Source organism: Psychromarinibacter halotolerans (genome assembly GCF_029168315.1).
GTDB lineage: Bacteria > Pseudomonadota > Alphaproteobacteria > Rhodobacterales > Rhodobacteraceae > Psychromarinibacter > Psychromarinibacter halotolerans.
Genome location: NZ_JARGYD010000003.1, coordinates 222278 through 247734, shown reverse-complemented (window position 1 = coordinate 247734; position 25457 = coordinate 222278). Strand labels below are relative to the sequence as shown.

Annotated in this window: 24 protein-coding genes; 9 read left to right on the top strand and 15 right to left on the bottom strand. The window is 59.9% G+C overall.

Annotated elements, in window-relative coordinates:
• Nucleotides 1–4: 4 nt before the first annotated feature.
• Nucleotides 5–964, top strand: a complete 960-nt coding sequence (locus P1K30_RS09735; protein WP_275632531.1) for a PD-(D/E)XK motif protein — start codon at nucleotides 5–7, stop codon at nucleotides 962–964.
• A 91-nt stretch (nucleotides 965–1055) separates the two neighbouring features.
• Here P1K30_RS09735 and P1K30_RS09730 read toward each other — a convergent pair whose 3' ends face one another.
• Nucleotides 1056–1988 (bottom strand): hypothetical protein, encoded by a 933-nt coding sequence (locus P1K30_RS09730; protein WP_275632530.1) that lies wholly within the window; start codon nucleotides 1986–1988, stop codon nucleotides 1056–1058.
• 2 nt (nucleotides 1989–1990) lie between these two features.
• On the bottom strand, nucleotides 1991–3070 hold the full coding sequence (locus P1K30_RS09725; protein ID WP_275632529.1) for a hypothetical protein: 1080 nt from the start codon (nucleotides 3068–3070) through the stop codon (nucleotides 1991–1993).
• A gap of 484 nt (nucleotides 3071–3554) precedes the next feature.
• On the opposite strand from P1K30_RS09725, the gene P1K30_RS09720 reads away from it, so the two are divergent.
• The 3 genes from P1K30_RS09720 (at nucleotide 3555) to P1K30_RS09710 (ending at nucleotide 5788) form a co-directional block, all read left to right on the top strand.
• The gene (locus tag P1K30_RS09720) at nucleotides 3555–4457 is read left to right on the top strand and encodes an ArdC family protein (protein WP_275632528.1); all 903 of its coding nucleotides are present in this window, start codon (nucleotides 3555–3557) and stop codon (nucleotides 4455–4457) included.
• Between the two features lie 32 nt (nucleotides 4458–4489).
• Nucleotides 4490–4750, top strand: a complete 261-nt coding sequence (locus P1K30_RS09715; protein WP_275632527.1) for a hypothetical protein — start codon at nucleotides 4490–4492, stop codon at nucleotides 4748–4750.
• Nucleotides 4751–4906: 156 nt separating this feature from the next.
• Complete coding sequence (locus tag P1K30_RS09710; RefSeq protein WP_275632526.1) at nucleotides 4907–5788, top strand: SIR2 family protein; 882 nt, start codon at nucleotides 4907–4909, stop codon at nucleotides 5786–5788.
• Nucleotides 5789–5859: 71 nt separating this feature from the next.
• Here P1K30_RS09710 and P1K30_RS09705 read toward each other — a convergent pair whose 3' ends face one another.
• Nucleotides 5860–6039 (bottom strand): hypothetical protein, encoded by a 180-nt coding sequence (locus P1K30_RS09705; protein WP_275632525.1) that lies wholly within the window; start codon nucleotides 6037–6039, stop codon nucleotides 5860–5862.
• A 441-nt stretch (nucleotides 6040–6480) separates the two neighbouring features.
• Here P1K30_RS09705 and P1K30_RS09700 point away from each other — a divergent pair, with 441 nt between their 5' ends.
• A complete protein-coding gene (locus tag P1K30_RS09700) occupies nucleotides 6481–6846 on the top strand; it encodes a hypothetical protein (protein WP_275632524.1) in 366 nt (121 codons plus the stop codon).
• 39 nt (nucleotides 6847–6885) lie between these two features.
• Here P1K30_RS09700 and P1K30_RS09695 read toward each other — a convergent pair whose 3' ends face one another.
• The 11 genes from P1K30_RS09695 to P1K30_RS09645 form a co-directional block, all read right to left on the bottom strand.
• The gene (locus P1K30_RS09695; protein WP_275632523.1) at nucleotides 6886–8208 is read right to left on the bottom strand and encodes a relaxase/mobilization nuclease domain-containing protein; all 1323 of its coding nucleotides are present in this window, start codon (nucleotides 8206–8208) and stop codon (nucleotides 6886–6888) included.
• Complete coding sequence (gene mobC, locus P1K30_RS09690) at nucleotides 8205–8627, bottom strand: plasmid mobilization relaxosome protein MobC (protein WP_275632522.1); 423 nt, start codon at nucleotides 8625–8627, stop codon at nucleotides 8205–8207. Before mobC ends, P1K30_RS09695 begins: the two co-directional genes overlap by 4 nt.
• Before the next feature lie 1037 nt (nucleotides 8628–9664).
• On the bottom strand, nucleotides 9665–11041 hold the full coding sequence (locus P1K30_RS09685) for an amidase (RefSeq protein WP_275632521.1): 1377 nt from the start codon (nucleotides 11039–11041) through the stop codon (nucleotides 9665–9667).
• 224 nt (nucleotides 11042–11265) lie between these two features.
• The gene (locus P1K30_RS09680; RefSeq protein WP_275632520.1) at nucleotides 11266–12168 is read right to left on the bottom strand and encodes a polysaccharide deacetylase family protein; all 903 of its coding nucleotides are present in this window, start codon (nucleotides 12166–12168) and stop codon (nucleotides 11266–11268) included.
• Nucleotides 12169–12171: 3 nt separating this feature from the next.
• On the bottom strand, nucleotides 12172–13668 hold the full coding sequence (locus P1K30_RS09675; RefSeq protein WP_275632519.1) for an aldehyde dehydrogenase family protein: 1497 nt from the start codon (nucleotides 13666–13668) through the stop codon (nucleotides 12172–12174).
• Complete coding sequence (locus P1K30_RS09670; RefSeq protein WP_275632518.1) at nucleotides 13668–14417, bottom strand: maleate cis-trans isomerase family protein; 750 nt, start codon at nucleotides 14415–14417, stop codon at nucleotides 13668–13670. Before P1K30_RS09670 ends, P1K30_RS09675 begins: the two co-directional genes overlap by 1 nt.
• Nucleotides 14414–15628: an FAD-dependent oxidoreductase gene (locus P1K30_RS09665; RefSeq protein WP_275632517.1), complete on the bottom strand. Its 1215-nt coding sequence runs from the start codon at nucleotides 15626–15628 to the stop codon at nucleotides 14414–14416. Before P1K30_RS09665 ends, P1K30_RS09670 begins: the two co-directional genes overlap by 4 nt.
• Nucleotides 15629–15641: 13 nt before the next feature.
• The gene (locus P1K30_RS09660; protein WP_275632516.1) at nucleotides 15642–16961 is read right to left on the bottom strand and encodes a TRAP transporter large permease; all 1320 of its coding nucleotides are present in this window, start codon (nucleotides 16959–16961) and stop codon (nucleotides 15642–15644) included.
• A gap of 2 nt (nucleotides 16962–16963) precedes the next feature.
• Complete coding sequence (locus P1K30_RS09655; protein WP_275632515.1) at nucleotides 16964–17488, bottom strand: TRAP transporter small permease; 525 nt, start codon at nucleotides 17486–17488, stop codon at nucleotides 16964–16966.
• 67 nt (nucleotides 17489–17555) lie between these two features.
• Nucleotides 17556–18533: a TRAP transporter substrate-binding protein DctP gene (dctP, locus tag P1K30_RS09650; protein WP_275632514.1), complete on the bottom strand. Its 978-nt coding sequence runs from the start codon at nucleotides 18531–18533 to the stop codon at nucleotides 17556–17558.
• A gap of 163 nt (nucleotides 18534–18696) precedes the next feature.
• The gene (locus P1K30_RS09645; RefSeq protein ID WP_275632513.1) at nucleotides 18697–19728 is read right to left on the bottom strand and encodes a LysR family transcriptional regulator; all 1032 of its coding nucleotides are present in this window, start codon (nucleotides 19726–19728) and stop codon (nucleotides 18697–18699) included.
• A 92-nt stretch (nucleotides 19729–19820) separates the two neighbouring features.
• On the opposite strand from P1K30_RS09645, the gene P1K30_RS09640 reads away from it, so the two are divergent.
• Nucleotides 19821–20594: an SDR family oxidoreductase gene (locus P1K30_RS09640; RefSeq protein ID WP_275632512.1), complete on the top strand. Its 774-nt coding sequence runs from the start codon at nucleotides 19821–19823 to the stop codon at nucleotides 20592–20594.
• Between the two features lie 4 nt (nucleotides 20595–20598).
• On the opposite strand, the gene P1K30_RS09635 is transcribed toward P1K30_RS09640, so the two are convergent.
• Nucleotides 20599–22059 (bottom strand): aldehyde dehydrogenase family protein, encoded by a 1461-nt coding sequence (locus P1K30_RS09635; protein WP_275632511.1) that lies wholly within the window; start codon nucleotides 22057–22059, stop codon nucleotides 20599–20601.
• Nucleotides 22060–22238: 179 nt separating this feature from the next.
• On the opposite strand from P1K30_RS09635, the gene P1K30_RS09630 reads away from it, so the two are divergent.
• The 3 genes from P1K30_RS09630 to P1K30_RS09620 all read left to right on the top strand — a co-directional run bounded on the left by P1K30_RS09630 (nucleotide 22239) and on the right by P1K30_RS09620 (nucleotide 25450).
• On the top strand, nucleotides 22239–23867 hold the full coding sequence (locus tag P1K30_RS09630) for a GMC family oxidoreductase (RefSeq protein WP_275632510.1): 1629 nt from the start codon (nucleotides 22239–22241) through the stop codon (nucleotides 23865–23867).
• A 276-nt stretch (nucleotides 23868–24143) separates the two neighbouring features.
• The gene (locus tag P1K30_RS09625; protein ID WP_275632509.1) at nucleotides 24144–25166 is read left to right on the top strand and encodes an AbrB family transcriptional regulator; all 1023 of its coding nucleotides are present in this window, start codon (nucleotides 24144–24146) and stop codon (nucleotides 25164–25166) included.
• 104 nt (nucleotides 25167–25270) lie between these two features.
• Complete coding sequence (locus P1K30_RS09620; RefSeq protein ID WP_275632508.1) at nucleotides 25271–25450, top strand: hypothetical protein; 180 nt, start codon at nucleotides 25271–25273, stop codon at nucleotides 25448–25450.
• Nucleotides 25451–25457 lie beyond the last annotated feature (7 nt).

Below are 25457 nucleotides of genomic sequence, written 5' to 3'. Positions count from 1 at the left end.
GGAAGTGCTTTTCGAGACCTACGTGAAGCTTGTTAGTGACTTCCCCGAAGGGTGTGATCAACTCTTTGGTCAACCGCTGAATTCCGACTCCTCGTTGTGGCTGTCTGTGGATGGCGAAGCGTACCCATCGTTGCTCTTCACCGCGCGTCTGGATGATCATAGAAGCGATATCGAATTACGCTCTATTTCTGCCCATTTTTCCAGAGATTGTACCATTGACGCGGCAGACGGTGCGAGTGCTTCAGGTATCTACACCATTGTCAGTCTACGCGAGAATGACCCAGACATTGTTCGGATGCTGTTATTGGTCCTCGAAGAGACTTTTAATAGTGCCCGTGCACCTTTTTCAAATCGAGATATTGCCTCTAGTATTCAAGAGCTTGCAAACCTGTTCAAGAAGATCGGGGGTGCGGATAGAGACATTGTCGGCCTTTGGGGTGAACTGTACATACTATCGTGTGCGGACAATGTTGAATCTGCTGTTCGCTGCTGGTGCAGCCACAAGATGGCTAAGTATGACTTCGTGACTAGTGGGGCTGTTCTTGAGGTCAAAACGACTACAAGTTCAAGGAGGAAGCATCGGTTTTCTCTCGATCAGCTTCGGCCAAATGACGACTTTCAGGTCTATATTGCGTCACTCAATTTGGTCGAATTGAACTCTGGATCCACCACAGCGGAGTTGATGGAGGAAATTTATTCCCAGATCATAGAAACAGAATTGCGCGCATCGTTCTTGCGTCAATGTTTGATGAAGGGCGGGCAGGATATCTACCGCAATTCAATGAGGTTGAGTGCATTCCCAGATGGTACATCACTTGCAGTTTTCGATGCGACCGATCTTCCTGTTCCAGAGATTTCTCCGAAAACTCCGATTGATAATGTAAGGTTCGATCTCGATCTGACTGAATTTGTGTCCATCTCTCATGCCACACTGACCTCTATACTGTCTTCGAATGGCGAATAGAGGTTGATTTTAGGCGAAAGGCCAAGGCCGATGAGGTGCAACTTGACCGCCGCTGAATTCTCAACTTTTCATTTAATGATAGCACCACCAATCAAGCTATCGGCAAAGCATCGACTCTCACTTGCATCCAAGCCTTAAGGTCATTCGCGAGTTCATCAGGCAGCTCAATGGGATTTTCCCGTTTTGCACTCAACAGCCTTAGGCGATCAAAAACAATAGCTTGCCCTTCCAGTGAGGCTCGCTTTAGCTCTGCGCTTTCGATTACGAAAGGGGCAATAATTCCCGTGCTAGGCATCACAGCCGCATTCAAGTATTTTTGCCAAGTTCTACCGTTTGGAGTATGTATTTTATCTCGCCAGTTTTTTCCGCTGGCGCATTGCAGAAAGAATACAGGCATTCCTTCCCGCTCATCCCCGAATGTTTTGTAGCAGACGAGATCAAGACCGCCATCGTTTCCTTGCGGTGCGATCCACTCATTCAGGTCTGCTGCGCCTGAAGTAAACAGCAGTTCACATAGAGCATCAACAATTCCTGGGATGTTCTTCGCGTCTTCGGGCGTCCAACCTGCACGGTAGGTTTTCCAGCCTGGCAGTAGGGCAGGACATATCAGTTCGGTACAGCGCTCAAAAAGATCACCTTGACCGACAAAATCGCGATGCCCCGCCGCCCACTCAGGAAATATTTTGAACAATGACAACAACACCATGAACGAGGAGAAGAGGTCATCCTCCCATGTTGTACGGCGCGTCAGTCTGTCTCTTGTGAAATCGGCCTCAAGTGACAGTCCACCCCACCTCTGGCGGCGGCTAAGTTCATCCCATCCGTTCGTGGCAATCTGATAAGCCAAGTCCTGACTATCATCGTCACACACTTGCTCTTCGATAAGCAAATCTACGACGTCGTTCTTAGACACGCGGTCACTGGAAAAAAGTAGGCAAGCTTCCAGCCAGTCCCCTAGGGACGTGACCCCTACGTTAGAGACATTCACGGATTTTTTGAAATCTTTCTCGGGAATCTGGAGCATATTTACTCGATTCCAAGGGTTTCTTTGATTTGAAGTGCTGTACTAAACATCTTTTTGGATACGCTTTTCAATCGATCATCTTCTTTGTAGAAGTGAATTGTAGTAAGCGCCTCCTGAAGATTAACTGTCGCTGTTGATATTAGGTCATAGACTTCTTCCTGATCGCCGCCAGCGATTACAAATGCTTTGTCTAGGCTTGGTTTCCTAACCCTTCGCAAATACTCTAGACCGTCCTCCGAAGCCAACACACTTGCAAACTTTTCTATTTGACGAGAGTCGTTCACTACTGGGCTATTCTCCTGGTCGCCAAACAGCCATCTCGAGAACTCAACTAAATTCGGGATACTCTTTTCTGGGATGGGGGGATAGACTTCGCCTGGCTCTACCTGAAACTTTGGATCAAGGTTGAGGAAATTTCGGACGCCTGAAGTTCGAATGGATAGGAAAAGGACGCTAAAACGATCTTCGACCTCTTGAACGACAACGTCTTCAATATCATCCATTTGGCGAAGAATGCAGTAGGCTATATAGTTTCGTTGCACAGTTGGCGTCTTGCTGCCAATTTTTCGCATAACATCGCGGTAGGACAGTCCGCCCTCGTCGATCATTTTGGCTATAAACTGCGCCTTTTCAGGGGGCGCCCATTCTTTAATTCCCGTTACATGCCTAAACCCCAAGAATGAAACGATCTCTTGGCGCGAACCGACCACAATAATTGGCACGTTTTTGAACATATCGTCGGGGCGGGTTTCGCCGTCAATTATGTCCAGCCAGCGTTTGGACGTGTCTTCGCCATCGAAGGTCTTCGCAAGTCGTTTTAGAGCGGCTATCCGCCGATTACCTTCGACCACCACTAATTCTTCTTCGCCGTCGAGTTCCTCTTTTACACACAAGACGGCCTCGTGGACCCAAAAGCCGCTCTCCAGAAATGATGTTGCTAGCTCTTCCAGAGACCAATCTTTCATTCTGTCGTAGATTTCATCTTGTGACAGACTCGCACCATTAAGGGAGCGACCGAGCCTCGGGTTAAGAGGGTCGAGCTTGATATCTTTCAGTTCTGCGTATTCGATGGTGCCTGTCATTGCTCGTCCATTTTAATCCATAGAAATCAACATTGTAAAGCTCGATGTTCGATTTCAGATTACCTTCGGTTAGCCAAGCGCACCGCTTCTGCAGTGCGCTTGGCTTGTAAGAAAAGTCATCGATTCTTGGCGATGATTGGCCAATGTAGCCAGTTGGCGCAACCCTTCGGGTCGGGCTGTCGTGAACCGAGCCCGCCTTTGGCGGTCTCGGCCATTCGGCTTCCATCCCTTGCGCGTGATCTGGTGCCAGCCCTGGCGGGCGACTTTGTCTTCTTTGTTTTGGGGTCTGCGACCCCATCCGCCGTCAAGACCAAGCCCTTCGCATGAGCTTCGGGCGCAGTCAGCGGTCTCCCCATCCTTCCGCGCTTCGCTTGTGCAGGACGGGTGATCCCCCACCGCTGTCTGCGGTCTGGACGGTCTCCCCCCTCTCTTCGCCAGAGGGGCAGTTCGGTTGCATGCGCAACCAAACATAGGAGAAAAGGAAGTGAAACAAGACATTTACCAGAAAGTCACAGGCAAGATCATCGCCGATCTGGAGCAGGGCGAACTCACATGGCTGAAGCCGTGGAGCGCTGGCAACATGGATGGGCGTGTGACCAAGCCCCTGCGCCATAACGGCCTAGCCTATAGCGGCATCAACGTTCTGATGTTGTGGGGCGCGGCGATGGAAGCGGGCTACTGCTCCCCGTACTGGATGACCTATCGCCAAGCCCAAGAACTGGGCGCACATGTCAGAAAGGGCGAGCGCGGCAATTCCGTTTTCTATGCCAACACCATCACCAAGACCGAAGAGCAGGACAACGGCACGGAGGAAGAACGCACCATCCCGTTTATGAAGGCCTACACCGTCTTCAATGTTGAGCAGATCGAAGGCTGGCCCGAGCACTACTACCTCAAGCCCGAGCCTGTCATCGATCCCGCGCGACGCATCGAGCATGCCGAAGACTTCTTCGCGGCGACAGGTGCGGACGTTCGGCACGGCGGCAATCAGGCTTTCTACAGCGGCGGCAGCGATCACGTTCAGATGCCTGTTTTCGAGTGTTTCCGCAGCCCCGAGGCCTACTATGCGACCTTGGCGCACGAGCTGACGCACTGGACGAAGCACCCCAAGCGCCTTGATCGTGAATTCGGGCGCAAGAAATGGGGCGACGAAGGCTATGCCCGCGAAGAACTGGTTGCCGAACTCGGTGCGGCGTTCCTGTGTGCCGATCTTGGTCTGACGCCAGAGGCTGGCACAGACCATGCCGCTTATATCCAAAGCTGGCTCAAGGTGCTGAAAGACGACAAGCGGGCGATCTTTTCGGCAGCCGCCCACGCCCAGAAGGCGGCGGATTTCCTGCACAGCCTTCAAGCCCAGACTGAAACCAAGGAAGGAGTCGCCGCGTAAGCGGCGGCTCCGCCATGGCGGAGGGCAAGATAATGGAAAAGCATACAATCGTATGGTGCGGTGTTCGGATCGAGATCACGTTCACCCCCGAAGAATTCGGCATGGTCGATCACATCGAACTACGAAGCGAGGGCAAAGCGCCGTTACCTGTCACCAAGACAGGCTACCGCTCGCACTTCATGAACAATGGAACGGTGACGGAGTACGGCGGCGCGGTCGCATTCGTCACCGCATGGCTCGACCACGAGGCCGAGCGTACAGGCTGGCGCGGGGCGCAGCTTTCTTTGTTCTGAAAGCGCAAAAAATTTTCGGCTGGCCTTGAGGCCAGCCGCGACGCGATCCGCCAATAAACTGTGGATCGCTCAAAGATTGCTTCTTAATCATCCTGTTATACGCACGTGGCGTGTACTAACCTAGACCAGCTTGAAATGGGGAGCAGTATGGTTTCATTGAACGACATTCTTACACGGAAGGAAAAGCCAGCCCTGCTTATTGGGAATGGCATTAATATTCATGGCGGGGACAGCACCTCAAGCTGGGTTGGTTTGCTTGGAGCACTTTCTCGTCAGCAAGGCCTACGCCTAACAGCAGACGAAAGGAAAGAGATGTCGAATACGGAGTTTTTCGATATCCTCGATCTCGCCCATCCCAGGGAGGATCGCAGTAGTCTGCAAAGTGAGTTTTGCGATTTGATGAAGGGCTGGAGACATACGGTTCACCACGAGACCATAACTGGGTGGGCGCATCGGCATGGTCGTCCGATCATCACAGTGAATTTCGACGAGAACCTCTCCCGATCTAAGCAGCTTGAGCTCTTCCACCCCAAGAAAGGGTTCACAGATTTTTACCCTTGGAGTTCGTATTTCTCTGATCGAAGAGTAGATGACCCCAGGTCGGAGTTCGCAATCTGGCACGCCCACGGTATGATGAAGTATTCTCGGAGTATTCGCTTGGGATTGACTCATTATATGGGTTCTGTTCAGCGAGCGCGGTCTTGGGTTTACAATCGCAAGAACAGCTTGCGCGAGGTCATAAAGAATGGGGGCGGTGAATGGCATGGTTCAGACACTTGGCTCGAAGTCATCTTCTTTTGCCCTATCGTGATCTTTGGCTTCACCTTCGGAAAGGATGAGAACTTTCTAAGGTGGTTGTTCTTGGAACGAGCCAAGCTACAAAAAATCACACCCGAGCCACCGAAGAAGATTTGGTTTGTTGTGAAAGACGACGAAGGCAGCGATAGTCGTAGGCTGTTCTTCAAGCGATTGGGTGTCGAGTTCGTCACGGTTCCTGACTACCCTGATATTTATGAGAATGAGGCTTGGCAAAGCTAATCCTGCTAAGCCAAGCCGCACTGCTTTAGGGCAGAAAATTCGCGGCTGACCTTACGGCCAGCCGCTTCAGGTTAGAGACCTGGCGCACGGGTCGCCAGCTCATCTTCGATAGTTCGCATCGTCACGAGCGCGTCGCGCTGATCCTGCGAGCCGCGCGGGGCGGCGGTGAAAGCGATGAACGCCTCTTTGCGCAGGCCGTACAATTCGGCGGTGCTCAGCGTTGCCGCCTCAAATCGAGTGACAAGTTTCATGTCATCCTCCTTTGGCTTCAAGGAGGCTCCGAACTGCTCAGAGCCATTCGGCTCACACCCATCATCTCGGCCTATGAAGGCTCTGATGGTTCGGACTGACGCCAGAACGTCACAGGCGGATGCGCAGGGAGCGCCGCCACGGTTTGCGGTGGTATCGCTAGAGACCAGCAGGATTGATCGCGGTACTGATCGGAAAGAGCAGGGCATCGGGTTCGCTCGCCGTCCCGTTGCTTGCCAAGGACAGCGCCAGCGTTTCCAGACGCGGATTATCGCTAGAAAATGTGTAAGACACGAAGCAGGGTTGACGGATGCGGCTGGCCTAAGAGCAGGCATCCTCTTTCTGACCCTGAACCTATTCGGCGAAAACTTGATTGAAGTTGATTGAAGGCTTTAAAAATATTAAGCTAAGCGTCTTTTGATAAAACGTATCAGGAGTTTCTTTTGGGTTTTTGCGCGCCGATCAGCAAAAGGGAAGCCATTGGCGTTCTTTCGCTTTCCTCCAAGTCTATTGCGTGTGCCGTGGCGACGCTCATTTTTTCGGTCGCATTTCTTTGCTCAAGCTTCGGGAGGTTTATTAGCTCAGTTGATGGAGTTGGTGAAAAAGTAATTCTGCATAGCTTCATGATTACGATAGCAATAATTGTGATTCTTCTTTCTCCTCGATGTGGAAAGGAAAAAACTATGGCTATTGGCGTCGCGGCGGCGCTTTATTCAGTTATCTTTGCTGCGGGACTCTGGGATGCCGCGATGGTTGCAGCGGCAATAGGTTTTTATCTGATTGGTTTAAGGTATTGTATCCACGTCTGATTAGCGAAGCTGCGGATGCGTGATCAAATGATGGGAAACTCACGGCTCCATACCCTGCCTACGTCGTCGACGCGGAACGCTTTCGCGTTTGCGACCTTCTTCTACTCGATCCTTCTCACGATCACGAGTGCGGCTGAACTCAGGGTCAGGCCGATCATCGCGCATATAGTGCGTCACGTCCTCGCGTAACCGCAGCAGCTCGTGCTGAGCGGCTTTCCTATGCGCGTGGATGTCGCGCTGAAGCGCTTGCCGCTCTTTGATCTGTTTGACGATCAGAGTGTCTTTCTCGGCACGGTCACGGCGCAGGGCTTCGAGCGCTTCATGTTCGTTTCGTGCTCTGACCTTGGCGTAGCGTCCTGTCAGGCGATGCCAGATGCCCGAGAATCCTTTCGGCAGACGTTCAGCCCGCTTGCGGGTCTCAGCCTGCCAGCGCTTTTCATGGACTTCGGTTAGCTGGAGGCGCTCTTCACGGTGACGCTGCACAACCTCCGCCTTGCGGAATTCAATCTGCGCTGCACGTCTCGCGGCGTCGCGCTCCACATCCTTGATGAACTCTTGCAGCTTGGATGAAATGCCGCTTGCGATCTCGGCTTTGACCTCATCGACCGTGCGGAGGGGGTTCGGATCGCCGAGCTTGGCTTCTACGTCCTTTGCCTTCACGCCGCTGTAGCGGGCAACGGCATAGACCTCGCCGCGATAATCGACCGCGACAAAGCCGCGCCGATCACCTTTCGCGAGCCAAAACCCGCGCTCCTTGAGTGCCTGTTCAAAGGCTGCGCGGTTGTCTGAGGCCTCCCAGACAGTCTTGAAGACGGCCTTCAGTTCCTTGGCGTCAAGACCAGCCCGCCGCGCTTGCTGCCACTCTTCATGCGTAAAGGTGAGGGGATCGCGCAGACGGCGATCTTCCAGGCCGCGCGGCATCGCCCAGCCGTGTTCAAGGTAGAGCTGACGCGATACATCGCGCAGCTTGATTTTGTAGTGGTTCAGGTTCAGCGCTCGCATCCGCGCACTGTCGATCCGCGACCAGACAGCGTGCGCATGTCGCCGTCCGTCCTTTTCGTGGAAGACGATGGCGCGGGGCTGATTTTCCAGCCCGAGCTTCGCTTCGACTTGCTCGATGGCCTTCTCGAAGTCCTCGATGGAGGCATTCGCACCTTCGGGCGGATTGAAGCTCATCGAGAACATGTGCTTCTCGCAGCGCGTTCCCCGCGCGATGGCATCGGCTTCGCCGAACGCCTCGATCAGATCATCACTGATGAAGCCGCGCATATCGTGCAGCTCGACGTGATCGTTGTCCCGCATCGCCAGAAGGTAGCGGGCAAGTTGCGGGGCGTTGCCGCGCTCTTTGGCTTTCAAGATCATCGCTCGCTCCCTGGCGCTTTGCCGAGCGCCGCCAAGAGTTCAGCACGCATCTCTGAAACTTCGCGGCAGGCTTCTTTGAGTTCCGCTTCGGTCTCGGGCGTGACGGGCAAAGAACCCGAGTTCACGGCCTTGGCGAGCTGGTTCAGGTTTTGCGATATGCGCGACTGACCGAGCGCCCCAGCTATACGACCAAGCGCTTCCTTGTCCTGAACAGGGCTGTTGCCGCGCCGCTTGCGCGGTGCAGCATCATCGCCAAACAGACGTTCTCGGATATAGGCGGCAAGGGACTTGTCGCCCCGTTCGGCATCCAGCCGCGCTCGCTCTTCATAGGTCAGGCGCAGCGAAAACGGCGGCGGATACTTCGCCTTCTTCGCCTCGGGCTTCGCTATCTCATTGAATTTATGGCGCGAACTTGTCATTTTCGCACCTCGAACGCTTAGCGTCTATAGATGCGAGATGACGTTCCCAATCCGCCAAAACCTCAAACAGAGTGTTCGAACTTTCTCCGTCGAGGTGCGCCACTTTCCAAAACACGTCAGACATATCAAAGGCTTGCGGGCCTTTTTTGTTCGTCGGGCTACGCCCTGAACAATTTCTGTTCCTAGTTCGGTCCCATCAGTAACCGCTTTCTGTTCGCCTGTTTGCTGTAGTGCTCGATCTCTTTGAGGCTTTCGTGACCGGTCCATGCGCCGATCTGATGGGTGGTGGCCCCTGCTTCGGCAAGCCGGATCGCGTAGAGAGACGCTCTAGGGGGAGACGTGTGCCGTGCGCAGGACCGCGACAGGTCGATGTTTCGGTACTTCGACACGCACCCAGAAGTCGTTGCGATGACCAAGGCGGCAAGAGCCGAGCACTTAAATGCGCTCGGTGTGCTTAACAAGACGCGCATGAGTGGACCGCCGGTCGCCTGGACCAAGGCAACCGTGACGAAGCTGTGGCACTGCTACTGCCACCATCTTGCCGCAGAGCGAGAGATGGATCGGGACGACGCGTGACCGTGCTCCATGTTGCCGCGCACGTCCAAGCGGGCTTCGTCGATCCCTTGCGTGTTCATTTCCACGGGTGTTGGCGATACTTCCGGGACGCGCTTTCCGGGGTCGATTGGGCGATCCTGTCGGCATCGACATGTAGGGTCGTGTCCGGTTCAGCGCAGACTCCTACTGACCGGTGTCTGTTCAAAGTAGCGGCGGGTCGTGAGCTTGTTACTTGCGCGGGGTTCACACGACAGAGCTCCGAATGTGGTGTGAGGAATGGCTACGCGTCCCGGGACCGATGGATGGGGCGCCCGATGCGAAGTCCTAGGAAAACCGAAAGTATGCGATGGGGATGCCTTCTGGCCCCCCAACTTTCCGGCGACATAACCTGCCTCTCGGGCTGGAGCAGCGCAACAGCCTGCGGACTCTCCGCGAATGCGAAGGAGAGTCGGGCTCAGGTCAAAGCTCCCAGGCGCGGACGCCTACCAAGCCATCGGCGGCGCGGGCGCCGGGCCGCGAAGTTTCTCTAACGCGATGGCCGCCCCGAGGAGAAGGTCTTCGGCATCTTCCCGCGCGGCGAGTTGGATGGACAGCGGATGCCCTTCTCCGGTCAGGCCGAAGGGAAGCGTAAGCGCCGGAAAACCGGTGATGTTGAACGGGGTTCGCGCCTGCCGGACATAGGTCCGCGCGGTTTCTTCCGGGTCGTCGAACCGTGCAGGGGGCTCCATGGAACTGGCGCACAGCAGCAGGTCAACATTGTCGAACAAGGCCGTCATCTCGTTGCGCAGTCGGTCCCTCAACCCGCGGGCCGCCGTCACCGCTGTCGGGTCAAGAAAGGCGCCGACCATGAGACTTTCGAGGGTGGCCCGCCCATAGGCCGACGGGGTCTCACGCAACCAGTTGCGGTGGATCGGCCATGCCTCGGCGTGAAGGATGACGCGGTTGACTGCGAAGTACGTCGTCAAAGGCGGCAGGAAGACCTCTGTCACATCGGCGCCGGACGCGCTCATGTGGGTCGCTGCCATGTCGAGCGCCGTCGCGACGTCTTCGATGGCGTCCATATCCGTCGTGTGAAAGTGCCGGACGTAACCGACGCGCAAACCTGCCAGCGGCCGCTCGGCGGCACGTCTAGAGCCGGTAAGAGCAGCGTAGGCAGAATCGGCGTCCTCAGCGGTGTGCGTCACTAGGCCGACGTGGTCAAGCGTGGGGGAAAGCGGAAACACCCCCTTCACGGGGAGCCTTTCATATCCCGGTTTGAAACCGACGACACCGCAAGCGCTCGCGGGATGCCTGACGGACCCGCCGGTATCGCTTCCTATGGCGAGCGGCAGGAAACCCGCCGCAACCGCCGTGCCCGCGCCTGACGACGAGCCCCCGGGATGATGCTCTGGGTTCCACGGATTGCGAGCGGGGGGAAAGGGCAGGTCGAAGCTGGGCAGGCCATTCGCAAATTCATGCGTTGCAAGCTTGCCCACGATCACGGCGCCTTCCTGCTTTAACATACGCACGATGTCGGCGTCGGATGAGGCGACATTGTCGACAAGAAGGTGCGATTGGCAGGTCGTCGGAAGTCCCTCGACATCGATGATGTCTTTGACGCCGTAGGGAATGCCGCACAGTGCGGGCGGCTCAGTTCCACCCGATTGGAAAGCAGCAAACCGCGCGTCCGCCGCGCGGGCTTCGACCAATGCCCGGTCGCGGGTCAGGCGCACGAAAGCATTGAGCGTCGGATCGTAGCGGTCGATCCGGTCTAGAAGATCCTGCAAGACCACGCTGGGCTTCAGTTCGCCGGATCGGAACGCAGTCGCAAGCCCGGCTATGCCCATTCGCCATGCAGGCAGGTCTTCCGCGCGGTCCATCTGTTCCGGTTGCCGGGGTGTGCCGGAACGCGGCGACCAGCTAGTCCCAGCGCCAGAGGGCGCCGTGGCGGCAAGATCGCGCACGGTTGCCGCCACCTGCGTGGCCCGGCGGGCGGCAGCCGAAACCGCGTCTGAATCCAAGTCCATCGCGCGTTGAAGCCCGGCTTTTAGCGCTGCATCGGACCAGTGCGGCATGCTGGAAAATCTGTCCCCCATGGCGGCCTTCAGGCGGTTACCCGGCGGGCCGCTTCATCGACGTCTTGCGGAACGGCCTCGGCGAACCAGTCCATCGTTTGATGTGGCTGGACGAAGACCACGTCCGGGTGCGCCGTCAGCAGGTCCAGCATCGCGTTGAACTCGCCCGCCCGGTGCGGCACGCCCATCAGGTGCGGGTGCAGTCCGAGCGACAAGACCTTGGGCGATGTCTCGGGCTCTGCGTCGAACGTTTCAAGCGTTTGGGTGAGACGGCTTAGGAAGGCGCCAGTGGGCAGGTTCCACATTGCGTAAAGAACGCTGTCGTTCAGTTCCAGATTGTAGGGAACGCTGATCAATGGCCTTGGGTCGGAGTTGATCCAGCAGGGCTGATCGTCAAGCACCCAATCCAGGAGGTATTCGATGCCGAGTTGGCTTAGATAATCCGGTGTATCGGCGCTTTCGCTCAGGCCGGGCCCAAGCCAGCCGCGAATTTTCGTACCGGCGAAATCGGAGAGTTTCTGAAGACTGTCCCGGATCACGGCGAATTCGTCCGGTTCGCTGTTCACCGACTGTTGGTACATTCCGTGACCGATGAACTCCCAGCCAAGGTCACGGACCTTCTGGGCGCAACTTTCATATACTTCGACGACGTTGGCGTTCATGCTGCACGACGCGGTCAGACCACGTTTTTCGATAGCATCGAACATTCGGGGCAGGCCGACGCGCATCCCGTATTCCGCCCACGCGAAATTGGGGACGTCCGGGATCGAAACCTTGCCATGCGGCGACGTGCTGATGCCGCGCGGCATGCCGTGGTCAAAACGCCAGTGCTCGAGGTTCATGACCAACTGCACGAGGATCGTCTTGCCCTGAAACGCGGGCAGCCGAGGAGCCTCGGTGCGCATACGGAACGGAATGCGTGGGTTGGACATGGGTTACTCCGAAAATTCGAGGGCTTGAATGCGGGATTCGTCCGCGGTGCCCGCTGCTGGAATGACGATGACCTGAGGCTCCATGTCGCTGGTCACGCCGATGAAATGGCCCTGACGGCCAATGCCTGATTGCTTGATGCCACCGAACGGCAGATCTCGGGTCGTGCCGACATGGCTGTTGACCCATGTGTACCCGGCCTCTAGCCGAGCGGCGATTTCAGCGCCGCGGGCCACGTCCTGCGTCCAGACAGACGCGCCGAGCCCGAACTCAGAGGCGTTCGCACGATGCACAGCCTCGTCCACGGTGTCGTACTTCAGGATCGGCAGGACGGGCCCGAACTGTTCCTCGTCGACGATGCGGGTGCCCTCGGCGATGTCGGCGACGATGGTGGGCTCGATGAAATATCCGGTGCGCTCGGACGCGCGACCGCCCGCGGTGATGCGCACGCCGGGTTGCCGCCGGGTGTCCTCGATCAGGTCCAGCACGCGGCGGTATTGTGCCTCGTTCTGCACCGGGCCGACGGTGACGTCGGGGTCTGTTCCGTCCCCGACGACTGCGGCCTTCGCGGCGGCGGTCATCGCGGCGACGACGTCTTCGTAGATCGAGGCCGAGGCATAAAGTCGCTTAATCCCCATGCACAGCTGGCCCGACAAGCCGAAGGCGCCGCCGAACAGGGCGGGCACGATGGACGGGATGTCCACGTCATCCAACAGGATCGCCGGGTCGTTGCCACCCAACTCCAGCGTGACCCGCTTCAGGGTTCCGGCGCTGGCGGCCATGACCTTCTTGCCGCTTTCGACCGAGCCGGTGAAGCTGATCTTGTCGATACCGGCGTGCGCCGTCATCCAAGTGCCCAGATCGTTGCCGCCTGACAGGATCGAAACAAGGCCGGGCGGAAGGTCATCGCTCGCGATTTCCTGCGCCCAAAGCTCTCCCATCCGCAGCGAGGCGAGGGGCGTGGTCGGCGCGGGCTTCAGGATGACTGCGTTCCCCGCATAAAGCGCGGACGCGATCTTTGGCGCGGCAAGGATCAGCGGCACGTTCCACGGCGTGATCGCACCGATCACGCCAAGCGGGCGATAGATCAGATCGACGCGCCCGGTGGCGTCCGAGCGGATCGTTTGGCGTGGGATCTCTATGCCGGCGATCTCGCGCATCGCACCGGCGGCGCGCATCACCTCTCCCCGCGCGGCAGTCAGCGGCTTACCCTGTTCCAGCGTGGTCAGCCACGCAAGTTCCTCGACGTGGGCGATCAGCACATCGGCCATTCGGCCCAACGTCGCTGCGCGGTCCGTGAAGGACCGGTTGGCCCAGCCCGGCTGCGCCGCGCGGGCGCCGTCGACGGCGCGATCGAGGTCGTCGCACGTGGCCAGCGGCGCCGTCGTCACGGGGGTCAGCGTTGCCGGGTTCAGGACCGGAGCCTGCCCGGTCGCGCTCACCAGCGCGCCCGCGATCCACATGCGTGGCACTGGCGGGGGAATAGAGAAGGGCGCGCCCATCAGTGCTCCTCTAGCACGCGGCCCAGACCGGCGACGCGGTCGGTGATGCCGGCGCTGCGCATGGCGTGCCACGCGCTGACGGTGTTGATCTGGATCGCAGGCTTGCCCAGCCAGCGTTCCGCCTCGGCACAGACACGCGCCCCGGCAAGGTTGGTGCCAACCTGCACCAGTGCGTCCACTTCCGGGCTGTCGATCCGCATCAGCGCGGCGCGGATTTCGGATTCCTGAACTTGAGCAATCGCCAGAGGGCTTTCGCATTTCAGACCTTCCAGCGCCACGACTTCGAATCCCGCCTCGGTCAGCCAGTTGCGCACCTCGTCGTCGCCTTTGGGCATGTGCGGGGTCAGCACGGCAATCTTCTTCGCACCGAAGGCGTTCAGTCCCGCGCGGATAGCTTCTGACCCAAGGATAACAGGCACCTTCAGCCGCTCTTCCAGCCGTGCCTGCAATTCGGCCGAACCCTTCAGCCCGCCCCAGAAGCATTCCAGCGCGACGCCCATGATCAGGCTTTGCACGCCGGCGGTCAGAACCTGATCGGCGGCAACCTCGATCCCGGCTCGCATGGCTGCGACGTGATCAAGGAAGTTGTCGGTAGAGATCTTTTTCTGGCTGATCGGAATGCGCCCGATGTGGTACGTCACGCCTTCGACGCGGACGCTGTCGGTTTCCGGCTGGACGGTCGTGTTCGTAGAGGGAACCACCACACCAACCTTTAGTCGGTGTCCAAGGGCATCGGGTTTGACGGTCATGCCGCTTTTCCTTTTTCTTCAAGACTTCTGAGACTGCCAAGCAGGGACGCATCCAGAACCCACGCGCGATGCAGCTCCGGGTCAGCGGCGGAGTCCGCAAGGTTGCGGCGTGCGGCAGCCCGCGCCTCGGGCGTCCGCGCCTCAAGGCGCTTTTTGTTGCGGATGGTCTGGGCCTGAACGAATTCCTTCGCCAACTCGCGCCGCTCGGTGTCGTAGCGGTCAAGGATGGCGTCCGCGTCGGCGGGGCTGGCGACCGCTTCGGCGATCTTGCCCGCAAGGTTGACGCCGTCATGGATGCCCGAGTTCATGCCAAGCCCGCCCAGCGGGTTGTTCACGTGCGCGCTGTCCCCGGCAAGGAACACGCGCCCCGCGCGGAACCGGCCCGCGACGCGCTGGTTCACGGTGTAGACGTTGCGGTGCAGCACGTCTTCCTCGGTCAGCCCGTGGTTCAGCGCGGCCATCTGGGCGCCGACGTGCGCGTCGGACAGGACCTCGTCGTTGCTCAGTTCCGCATCGGGACCGGCGACGGGAAAAACGCAGCGCCACAGACCCGGCGGGCCGTCGTGCGGCACCTTGAACATCGAGCACCACTGCGCCGGGTCCAGCGAGTAGTTGCGGACGACGTAACCGTGCTGGTGGAAATCGTAGCGGGTCGTCAGGACAAGGAACCGCTCATCGTAGGTGAAGCCTTCGAACGAGATCCCACTGGATTTGCGAACAAAGCTCCGTCCGCCGTCGCACCCGACAAGGTAATCGGCGGTCAATGTATCGCCGCTTGCCAGCGTCACAGATACCGAGTCGGCGTCTTGCGAAAGCCCGACGACCTCTTCACCCAGTCGGATCTTGACTTGGGGTTCGCTACGCAGCGCCTCGACGACAGTGCTGGCGATCTTGAACTGCTCGCATTGAAGGGCGAAGGGGAATTTCGTCTCACCCTCCAGCCGGCCGTAGTCGAAGGTGGCGATGACCTCGCTCGTGGCGCGGTCGCGGAATTGGTATTCCTGCGCCATCAGTCCCTGCTCCAACAGGCGCGGCGTGACGCCAAGCTCGTCGAGCATCTCCAGCGTCGGCGGCTGGACGGTTGCTGCGCGGGGGTCGGCGGGGAGGGTCGCTTCGCGTTCCAGCAGCGTGACCCGGAACCCCTTCTTGGCAAGAGCCAGTGCCGTGCTCGACCCGACCGGGCCCGATCCGACAACGATGCAATGTGTCATGTGACGTCCTTCCTTATCGCATCAGCGATGGCAGCCAGAGGGCCAACCCCGGCATGAGTATGAGCAGCAGCAACAGGACGGCGTCGGCGGCGAGATAGGGGAAGCCGGCTTTGACGATGGTCCAGAAGCGCGTTCCTTTGGGCGCGACGCCCTGCATGACGAACAGGATCAGGCCCATGGGTGGCGTGGTGCCGCTCATCTCGATGGCGAGCAGCATGATCAGTGCGAACCAGATCGGGTCGAAGCCCAGTTGGGTGATGATCGGGAAGAAGACCGGAATGGTCAGCAGCATCATCGCGATGCCATCGACGAACATGCCCAGAACCAGTAGCACCCCGAACAAAAGCGCAAGCGTGCCATAGGTGCCGAAGTCCAGCATGGTCACCGCGTCGATCAGGCCGCGCGTCGCGCCGGAGAAGGCAAGGATCTGGCTGAAGTTCTTGGACGTCAGGATGATGAAGAACACCATTACCGACACGTGCAGCGTCGAGATCAGCGACTTCTTCAGCATCTTCACGGACAGGCAGCGATAGCACGCCGCAAGCGCGAGGACCGACAGCACACCGAACGCGGCGGACTCGGTCGGCGTGGCAATGCCCAGCAGGATGAAGCCGACCACGCAAAACACGACCAGCGACATCGGAAGGACATAGACCGCGAACAGCCGCAGTTTTTCCAGCAGCGGAGCAGGTTCCACATCGTAGGCGGGTGCGGCCTCGGGCCAAGCCATCGATTGAATCTTGACCACTGCCATGTACAGCGCGCCAAGGACGAGACCGGGCAGCATGCCGGCCAGCAGCAGGGCCGCGATGTTGAGTTGCGCAATCGAACCCAGCAGCACACCCAGTGTCGAAGGCGGGATCAGCAGCGCAAGTCCGCCAGAGCCCATGATCGGGCCGATGGACATCATCGGCTTGTAGTTCCGTTTTTCCATCTCGGGCAGCAGCAGATGGCCCATCATCGCGGTGTTCGCGATGTTCGATCCGGAGAGGGCCGCGAAGATCGTGCTGGTGATGATCGCGATATAGCTTAGACGTCCCGGGGCCTTCGATAGGCTTCGGTCGACAGCGCCGATGATCTTCAGCGCAAGACCGGAGTGGAAGAACAGGGTGCCCATCAGGATAAATAGCGGCACCGTGACCAGAACGAAGCTTGCGACGGCGTCGCCAGAGTTCGCCACCAGTTGTACGACCCCGCGCCAGCCCCCCATGAAGATGTAAGCACCGGCGATGTTGATCAGCAGGAAGGCGAAAGCCACCGGGATGGACAGACCCATCAGGACCAGCACCGAGCCGATCATCATCAGGGCGGCTTCATACCATTCGAACCCCATGATCAGAGTCCTTCTTCGGTATCGGCGGGCGTGAAGAACGTCCCGGGAGAAAACAGGAAGCGCAGGAACTGGATCGCGCACAGCACGAAGCAGACCAGGATCGGGGCGTACAGCCACCAGCGGCGAAGAAAGCGCGCCCTAGTGTCGTAGTTGGTCCAGTAGCGGTCGATGACAGTGATCGTTGCAGCGATCGCGACGAGGCAGGCAAAGATGCAAAGGACCAGCACCAGACGCTCCAGCCAGACCAGAGCTGGTTCCGGCAGATGGCGGCGGATAGCCTCGATCGACACGTGGCCGCGATTGCGCAAAAGCCAAGGTGTGCCGAGGGCGGTCATATAGACCAGTCCGTACTCGGTCATCGCCAAGACCCAAGTCACGCCGTACATGTTCAGGTTCCGGGTGATGACGTCATAGACGATGGCAACCAGCGTCAGCGCGAGAATGGCGCAGGCGATTGCGGCCATTGCGTCCAGCAATTTATCGAAGGCTCGGGAGAATGCAGAGGGAGAAGCGGCAGCGGTCGTCATCCGGGGGGACTCGTTATTAAGAGAGGACGCCGGGCCGCAACTGACGCGCGGCCCGGCTGGGAAGGGCTCAGCCTTCGGCTTCGGCTGCAGCGGCGGCCTCGTTCGCGGCGTCGATCAGCGGCTTGAACCGCTCGACAACCTCGGCGCCGGCATCGGCTTCGACGGCTTCCCAGAAGGTGTTGGCGAAGGCACCCAGGATCGTCTCGGCGCCCGGGCCTTCCAGCATGATGTCCTCGACACCGGCTTCGCGCATTGCGGCCGTGTCTTCTTCTTCCAGCGACTGGGCGAGGTCGTAGGCCAGCATCTCGTGCTTCAGGACCATGTCCATCAGATAGGTGCTTTGCTCTTCGGTCAGGCCGTTGAACACCTCGGCATTCATCGCAAGGATCGTGTTGCCCTGACGCCAGGTCGGGAAGATGCGGTAGCCGATGAAGTCCTGCCAGCCGCTGTCGGCAACGCCCAGCGTGGTATAGCCCACGCCGTCGATCACGCCGCGTTCAAGCGAGGTGTAGATGTCCTGCACAGGGATATCGATGCGGGTCAGGCCCAGCGCGTCGTACATCGCCGCATAGCTCGGGCCGCCACGCACGCGCATGCCGGACATATCGACGTCGCCGTCATCGGTGATGGTGGGTGCGTCGATGGTGTAGAACTGGAAAGCATACCCGGTGCCGAACGGCGCCAGCAGCTTGACGTTCGTCTTTTCCTGCATGACCTCGTCCAGCGCGTCGATCACGCCTTCGGCACGCATCACGTCGGCCGGGGCCGAGGCGGCGTCGATCACCGCCAGTTCCGGCAGGACGCCGTGGTAATAGCCGGCCGCGCCGATGAACATGTCGACCACGCCAGAGCTGACGGCGCCGTACTGTTCGTTGCGCGGGATCACCTCGACACCGCCGCGGATGTCGATCTGCAGAACGCCCTCGCCGTTGGCATTCACGTCTTCGACGAATTCGACGAAGCTTGCTGCGAGTGCATGGCCGGGAGAAATGGTGGTCACCGCGCTAAGGGTGACTTCCTGCGCCGATGCCAGACCGGTGGACAATAGAAGAGCGGCCGGCCAAATGGCCGTTTTGCTTACAAATTTCATTTGATTGTGCTCCTTGAGCGTGGAGAGGCGGACCTTGTCGTCTGTGTGACAAGTCCAATTCAGGCATGCGGTTCGCGGTCCTGTCCAGCGTCAGGACCGATGTGGCGCGGCATAACTGCTATGCGGTTTTCTGCAATGCAGCGTCGTACTTGCGCCAGACGCCGGACGCCGATTTCTCGTGCATCAGGTCGCGCAGGATCTGGGCAACGTGGCGCGATGCGGCGGCCGACTGCCGCTGCGATGCCGTCGCGACATGAAGCACGCGGCTGAGTTGCGGGGCAACGATGCGAAGCGCGATTAAGTCTCCAGAATCAATGACTTCCAGCGCACCGCAAAGGGGAAGAACGGTATACGCGAGCCCCTGTCGCGCGGTCGCGACCATGGTGTGCAGGGACTCGATCTCGAACCGGACGTCCAGCTTTATGCCCGCGTCGCTGGCCGCATCCGCAAGCTCTGTGCGCAGGCTGTGCGCCGGACCGGGGAGAGCGAGAGGCAGCCCGTCCAGCGCGGCGAATGGAATCGTCCCATCCACAGCGGCGGCGGGCAGAAGCTCGGATGCACAAAGAAGCATCAGGTCTTCTTCCACAGTTGGCTCCGCGATGATCGAGGCGGTGCTGGTCTGTTCGTAGATGACGCCCACGTCGCAGCGTCCGCTGCTTAGCCAATCGACAACATGCCCGCTGAAGCTTTCGGTGATGCGCAGGCGCAGGCCGGGGTATTGCCTTTGCACGCGTTCCACCAGCGAGACGCCAAGTACGCGGCCGACGCTTTCCGGCATTGCGATCGACGCGGATCCAAAGAACTTGCCGCCGGCGGTCTGGACCTCGTTCTTGGTGGCTTCCAGATCGGCGATCAGCTGCCTGCCGTTTTCCAGAAGGACTTCACCTGCAGGTGTCAGGATCGCCCCACGGCCATTGCGATACAGAAGCTCGACGCCCAGTTCGTCTTCCAGCTTCTTGATTTGCCGCGACAGGGCAGGCTGCGCAATCTGCAACACAAGGGACGCGCGAGAGAAGCTTCGCGACTCGGCGACCTGAACGAAAGACTTGAGCGTCCGAAGCTCCATACCCGACTCCGTATTCCGGTTGGGTATATCTGTTAGGCACCCGACGGGAACTGCAACGCGCCCAGCTTCCGATAATGTGGCCACGAGACAAGCGCGCGTTTTTTATGCGGAAAGTCGGCGGATGACGCTGTCGCTTGGTCGAATTGACAAGAACCGCCGCCACAGGAGCAGCTTGAATGGAACTTGGTTTGAAAGGTCGCACGGTCATCGTTGCCGGGGCTACGCAGGGGATCGGCGCTGCCACAGCCCGTGAGCTTACCGCCGAAGGCGCCCGCGTCTTTGCGATGGCGCGCAGCGCTAAGGCGCTCGCCGCGCTTGGCGACGAGATCGGCTGCGACTGGCAGGCGGCAGACCTGACCGACAGCGCGTCGGTCGATGCGGCAATCGACACTGCAGTGCAACGGCTGGGCGCGCCTTCGGCGTTGGTCATCAGCGTGGGCGCGGCGCAGGGCGGTCTGTTCTGGGACCTTGAGGACAAGGTCTGGCAAGACGCGATGGACCTGAAGTTCTTTGGGATGGTGCGCCTGATGCGACGTGTCGCACCGGCAATGGCGCAGGCAAAGGACGGGCGGATCGTTGCGATCGTTGGCAACAACGGGCACCAGCCGGGTGCGCGTATGGCTCCGGGATCGGCGGCCAACGCGGCCTGCCTTGCCGCAGTGACGGCATTGGCGCAGGAACTGGCAGGCACGGGGGTCTCGGTGAACGCCCTAAACCCAGGGCCGACGCGGACGGCGCGCTGGGACAAGATGTTGGACGGCATGGCCAGCCGTTCGGGCGAGACGCGTGAGGTGATCGAAGCCCGGATGCTGGCCGACCTTCCGGCGGGACGGATTTCGGAACCCGAGGAAATCGCCAAGCTGGCGACGGTGATGTGCTCGGACCTGATGTCGATGGTCACTGGCACATCTCTGACGGCGGATGGCGGGGCCACGCGGGGCCTTGCCTGATCCGTCAGGAAAGGATGATGTTGATCGCCTTTTCCTCAGTATAGCTCAACATATCCTCGTAGGTTTCCTCGCTGCCCACGCCCGAGTTCTTCTTCCCGCCGAAGGGGACACCCGGATAGTGGGCGCCGACGCCGTTCACCCAGATCACGCCACTTTCGATACGCCGCGCGACGGTCAGGCCGGTGGTCAGGTCGCTGGTCCAGACCGCGCCGGTCAGCCCGTAGTCGAGCGCGTTCATGTGCACGATCGTCTCTTCAAGGTCGGTCCAGCGGAAGACCGACAGGATCGGGCCGAAGACCTCTTCGCGCGCCAGCGTCATGTCGGGCGTCATCCCCGAGAAGATCGTTGGTTCATACCAGTAGCCGTCCGGATCGAACCCGTCGGGCCGCTTGCCGCCGCATTCCAGCCGAGCGCCTTCTTCCAAAGCCTTCGCGACATAGGACTGTGTCTTGTCGTACTGCGGGCGGTTGTTGATCGGCCCGACCTGAGCGTCCGCGTCCATCGGCTTGCCGATTTTCATGCCTTGCACGATCGAGACGATGTCGGTCAGCACCTCGTCGTGGATGTCGTCATGAAGGAACAGGCGGCTGGTCGAGCCGCAGGATTGGCCCTGCCACGCAAAATTCATCCCCGCCACCGCCGCACGGGCGGCTTTCTTCAGGTCTGCGTCCGGGAAGACGATCATTGGGTTCTTGCCGCCCAGTTCCAGCGAGATGTTCTTGACCGCGACCTCTGCCGCGCGGCGCTGGATCATCCGCCCGGTGGTGGCCGAGCCGATGAAGCCCAGCCGCTTTACGCGGGGATGGGCGACCAACGCGTCACCCGCTTCGGCGCCAAGGCCGGTGACGATATTGACCACGCCCGCGGGAAACACATCCTTGCACATCGCACCAAGATAACAGGCCGACAGCGGGCTTTGGTCTGACGGTTTCAGGACGACGGTGTTGCCGGCGATCAAGGGCGCCGCGATCTTGGCCGCGGCGAACATCAGCGGGTGGTTGAATGGGACCAGCTTTCCGACGACGCCATAGGGCTCGCGGATGGTCATGTGGATATTGCCGGGAGTCGCCGGAATCGTGTGGCCCTTCAGCTCCAGCCCGAGCCCCGCGTAGTATTCCAGCGCCTCGGCCGATCGGCGGATATCGGTGCCCATCTCGCTGATCACGTTGCCGGTGTCCTGAACTTCGACTTCCAGCAGAGGCTGGGCATGTTCCATCAGCGCGGCGGCGAGCTTGCGAAGAAACGTTCCGCGTTCTCGCACGGACAGAGCGGCCCATGCAGGTTGTGCGCGTTCCGCAGCCTCGATCGCGCGGTTCATGTCGTCGGCGCTGGCGCGCGGCACGCTACCCAGCGGCTTGTCCGTACAGGGATCGAGGCTGTCGTAGCGGGCGCCGCTTGCGGCCTCGACCAGTTCACCGTCAATCAGCATCTGAGCCGTCTGCATCGAGAAGGAGAAAGTCGTCATCTGCCGCGGTCCTTGTTCAAGCTGGGTTGCGACCATGCATCCGCGCTTCGCGCCGCCCGTCGAGGCATAACTGATATGTTTGCCCCGCCACCGCATGGCCTTTGGTTCGCCGCAGCGCGGCATGCTAGCGCCTAGGGGACCGGACAACGTCACCGGACCGACACGCAGGGAGAATGCCAATGACCGAAACTGCCTTCGACTATGTCATCGTCGGCGCAGGATCGGCGGGGTGCGTCCTTGCCAACAGGTTGACTGCGGACCCCGATTGCCGGGTTTTGCTGATCGAGGCCGGCGGCTGGGACCGAGATCCGCTGATCCATATTCCGCTTGGCTGGGGCATGATGCACAAGCGACGGATGCACGACTGGATGTATTTCGGCGAACCCGATCCGGGACTTGGCGGACGATCGCTGGAATTTGCGCGGGGCAAGACGATCGGCGGGTCTTCCTCCATCAATGTCATGGCCTATGTCCGAGGAAACCGAGCCGACTATGACCGATGGGCCGGTCTTGGTTTGCCGGATCTGGCCTATGAGAAAGTGCTTCCCTACTTCAAACGAAGCGAGACGTGGGAAGGGGGCGAGACCGCCTTTCGCGGCGGCTCGGGGCCACTGCGCACACGCCGTACCCGTTTCCACGATCCGTTGACCGATGCGTGGGGCGAAGCGGGGCAGGCGATGGGCTTCCCGTGGGTCGAAGACTACAACGGCGCCAGCCAAAGCGGCCTGACCCGGATGCAACAGTTCATCTATCGGGGCCGGCGCCACAGCAACGCGCGGGCATATCTTTACCCGGTCCTTGGCCGGAAGAACCTGACCGTCGCCACCGGGTGCCTTGCCAGCCGGATCGTCATGCAGGGAACGCGCGCCACCGGCATCGCCTATCGGCAGGGCGACAGCGAGCATGTGGCTTTGGCAGACCGCGAGGTTATCCTCTCGGGCGGTGTCATCAACTCGCCCCAACTTCTTATGCTCTCGGGCATTGGCGACCCGGCGCATCTGGCCGAGGCCGGTGTCCGGCCGGTCGTGGATCTTCCGGGCGTGGGGCAGAATCTGTCGGACCACGTTTCGGTCGGGATCGAGTTTACGCGGAAAGAGCCGGGGCCTTTCCACCACCTGATGCGCGCCGACCGCATTTCGCGGGCGATGGCGCAGGCGTACCTGACAGGAACCGGCCCCGCAACGGAACTTCCCACCGGCGTCACCGGGTTCTTGCCGCTGGATGGAGGGGACGGCGTTCCCGAGGTGCAGCTTCTTTTCCGGGCCTCGGCGGCCAAGCCGTATATGCGCGCCGGACTGCTGCGGAAACCCTATGCCGACGGATTTTCGGCGCGGGCCGTCCTTCTGCGCCCCGAAAGCCGTGGGCATATCAAGCTTAAGTCGAACGACCCGTCGACCCCGGTCGCTATCCATCAGAACCTGCTGTCGCGGGACGCGGACATGCGCGATGTCATCCGTGGCGCGAACCTGATGCGCGAGATCTCGCGGCAGCCATCGATGGAACAGTATCTGCAAGCCGAAACCGCGCCGGGGCCGGGGCACGAGGTGACAGAAGACTACGTCCGCCGGAACGCGGCGACTGCACACCACCCGGTCGGCACATGCAAGGCGGGCGCGGCCACAGACGATACGGCTGTCGTCGATCCGGCGTTCCGGGTTCGCGGCACAGAGGGGCTGCGCGTCGTGGATGCCTCGGTTTTCCCCGACCTTGTCGGTGGCAACATCAATGCGGCCGTCACGATGATCGCCGAATTCGCCTCGGACTTGGTCATCGCGGCATCGGCGTCGATGCGGAACGAGGTGGCATGAGGTCCGAAACCGCCACGCCTGAGGCTGTCCGACGCGCCGGGGTGCGGGGCGCAAACCAGCTGAATCGAAAGCGACAGGACGCCGAACAACGCGCGTTGGTCGGCCAGAAGATTGGCGAAAGCGCGTGACTGAACAGAGCGACGTTGGTCGCAATCTCGTAACTGCGATAGCCGATCCGTTGCCCGGCGTGCTTTTGAGACCTCCAAACGCGCTGGCGCTAAGGGCGGCTTACTCCTCCAAGCGGCGACACCCACGAACCATCCCGGCGGACCTAGAATGATCAGACTAATTCTCATCCTGTGCTTCGGCGGCGTTCTGGGCGCCGGCGCAAACGTGCTGGGGCTACCCTTGCCATGGCTGGTCAGCCCGCTGGTCGGCACGGCCATTCTTTCGCTGTCGGGAGTCCGGGTGAAAACGCCTCCGCAACTGCGCAAGATCGGTCAATTGGTCGCTGCCGTCGCCATCGGGACCACGTTCACGCCAGAGGTGGTGGAAGGTTTGGCGTCCTACGTGGGGATTATCTTCGTCTGCGCCGCCGCCTCGATCGCAGCAGGTATTCTTTCGGCGTCGATTGTCGCTCGGTCGGGGGTCGGGTTCGATACCGCCTACTTCGCCTCGATGCCGGGTGGGGTAGCCGAAATGTCGATCATGGCCGAACGGTACGGCGGTGATACAGCGCTGGTCGCCGTGGCGCAGTCGATGCGGATCATTCTGGTGGTGCTAACGTTGCCGGTTTTGCTGGTCTTGCTGTCTGGCGACGCAGGTGCCCGGACGCCCTTGCCTCAGACGATGCCGCTTTCGTGGCTCGGGCTTTTCGGAATGCTGGTGGGTGCCGTTCTGCTGGGCTGGCTGCTGGATCGATTGAAGGTCATGAATGCGTATTTCCTTGCGGGGCTTGCCATGGGTGGCTTTGCCATCCTTGGCCCGGTCCGTATTTCGAGCGTCCCGAGCGAGTTCGTGAATGTCGCACAGGTCATGATCGGTGTCGCGCTTGGCAGCCGCGTCGAACCCAAGATCCTGTTGCAGATGCGCAAATTCCTGCCCGCGACCGTCGGCGGCACGGTCTTCCTGATCCTTTTCAACGTGGTGCTTTCGTGGGGCGTAGCCGTGGCGACAGGGCTGGACTTCCAGACCCTCGCTCTTGCGACGTCGCCAGGCGGGGTGGCCGAGATGAGCATCACCGCCACCGCCCTGCATCTTTTGGCGCCGATGGTAACGGCATTTCATCTGGTGCGCATTCTGATCATCGTACTGATGAGTGCGCCACTATACCGTGCCTGCCGCAAGCTAGTCCGCTGAGCACTTCCCGAGGCCGCAATATGGGGGCGAACAGTCGAAGGCGCGTTCAACGCGGCGCAGAGACGGAAGACATCCTGCATTCGCTTGAACTTGTGCTGCGCGACATGCGCGAGCCGATCGAGAATGACGCGTCCGAAGAATGTTTCGCGGCTAACGTGCAGTTTGACGCGATCATGGTGTCGACGTGCCCGAACCGCAAATTGCGAGAGCGTGACGCCAATACGGCGCGCCACGCGTTCCGCAATCACATCCTTCGGGCCCGTCAGCGGATTGCTGAAAGCTAACGAAAGC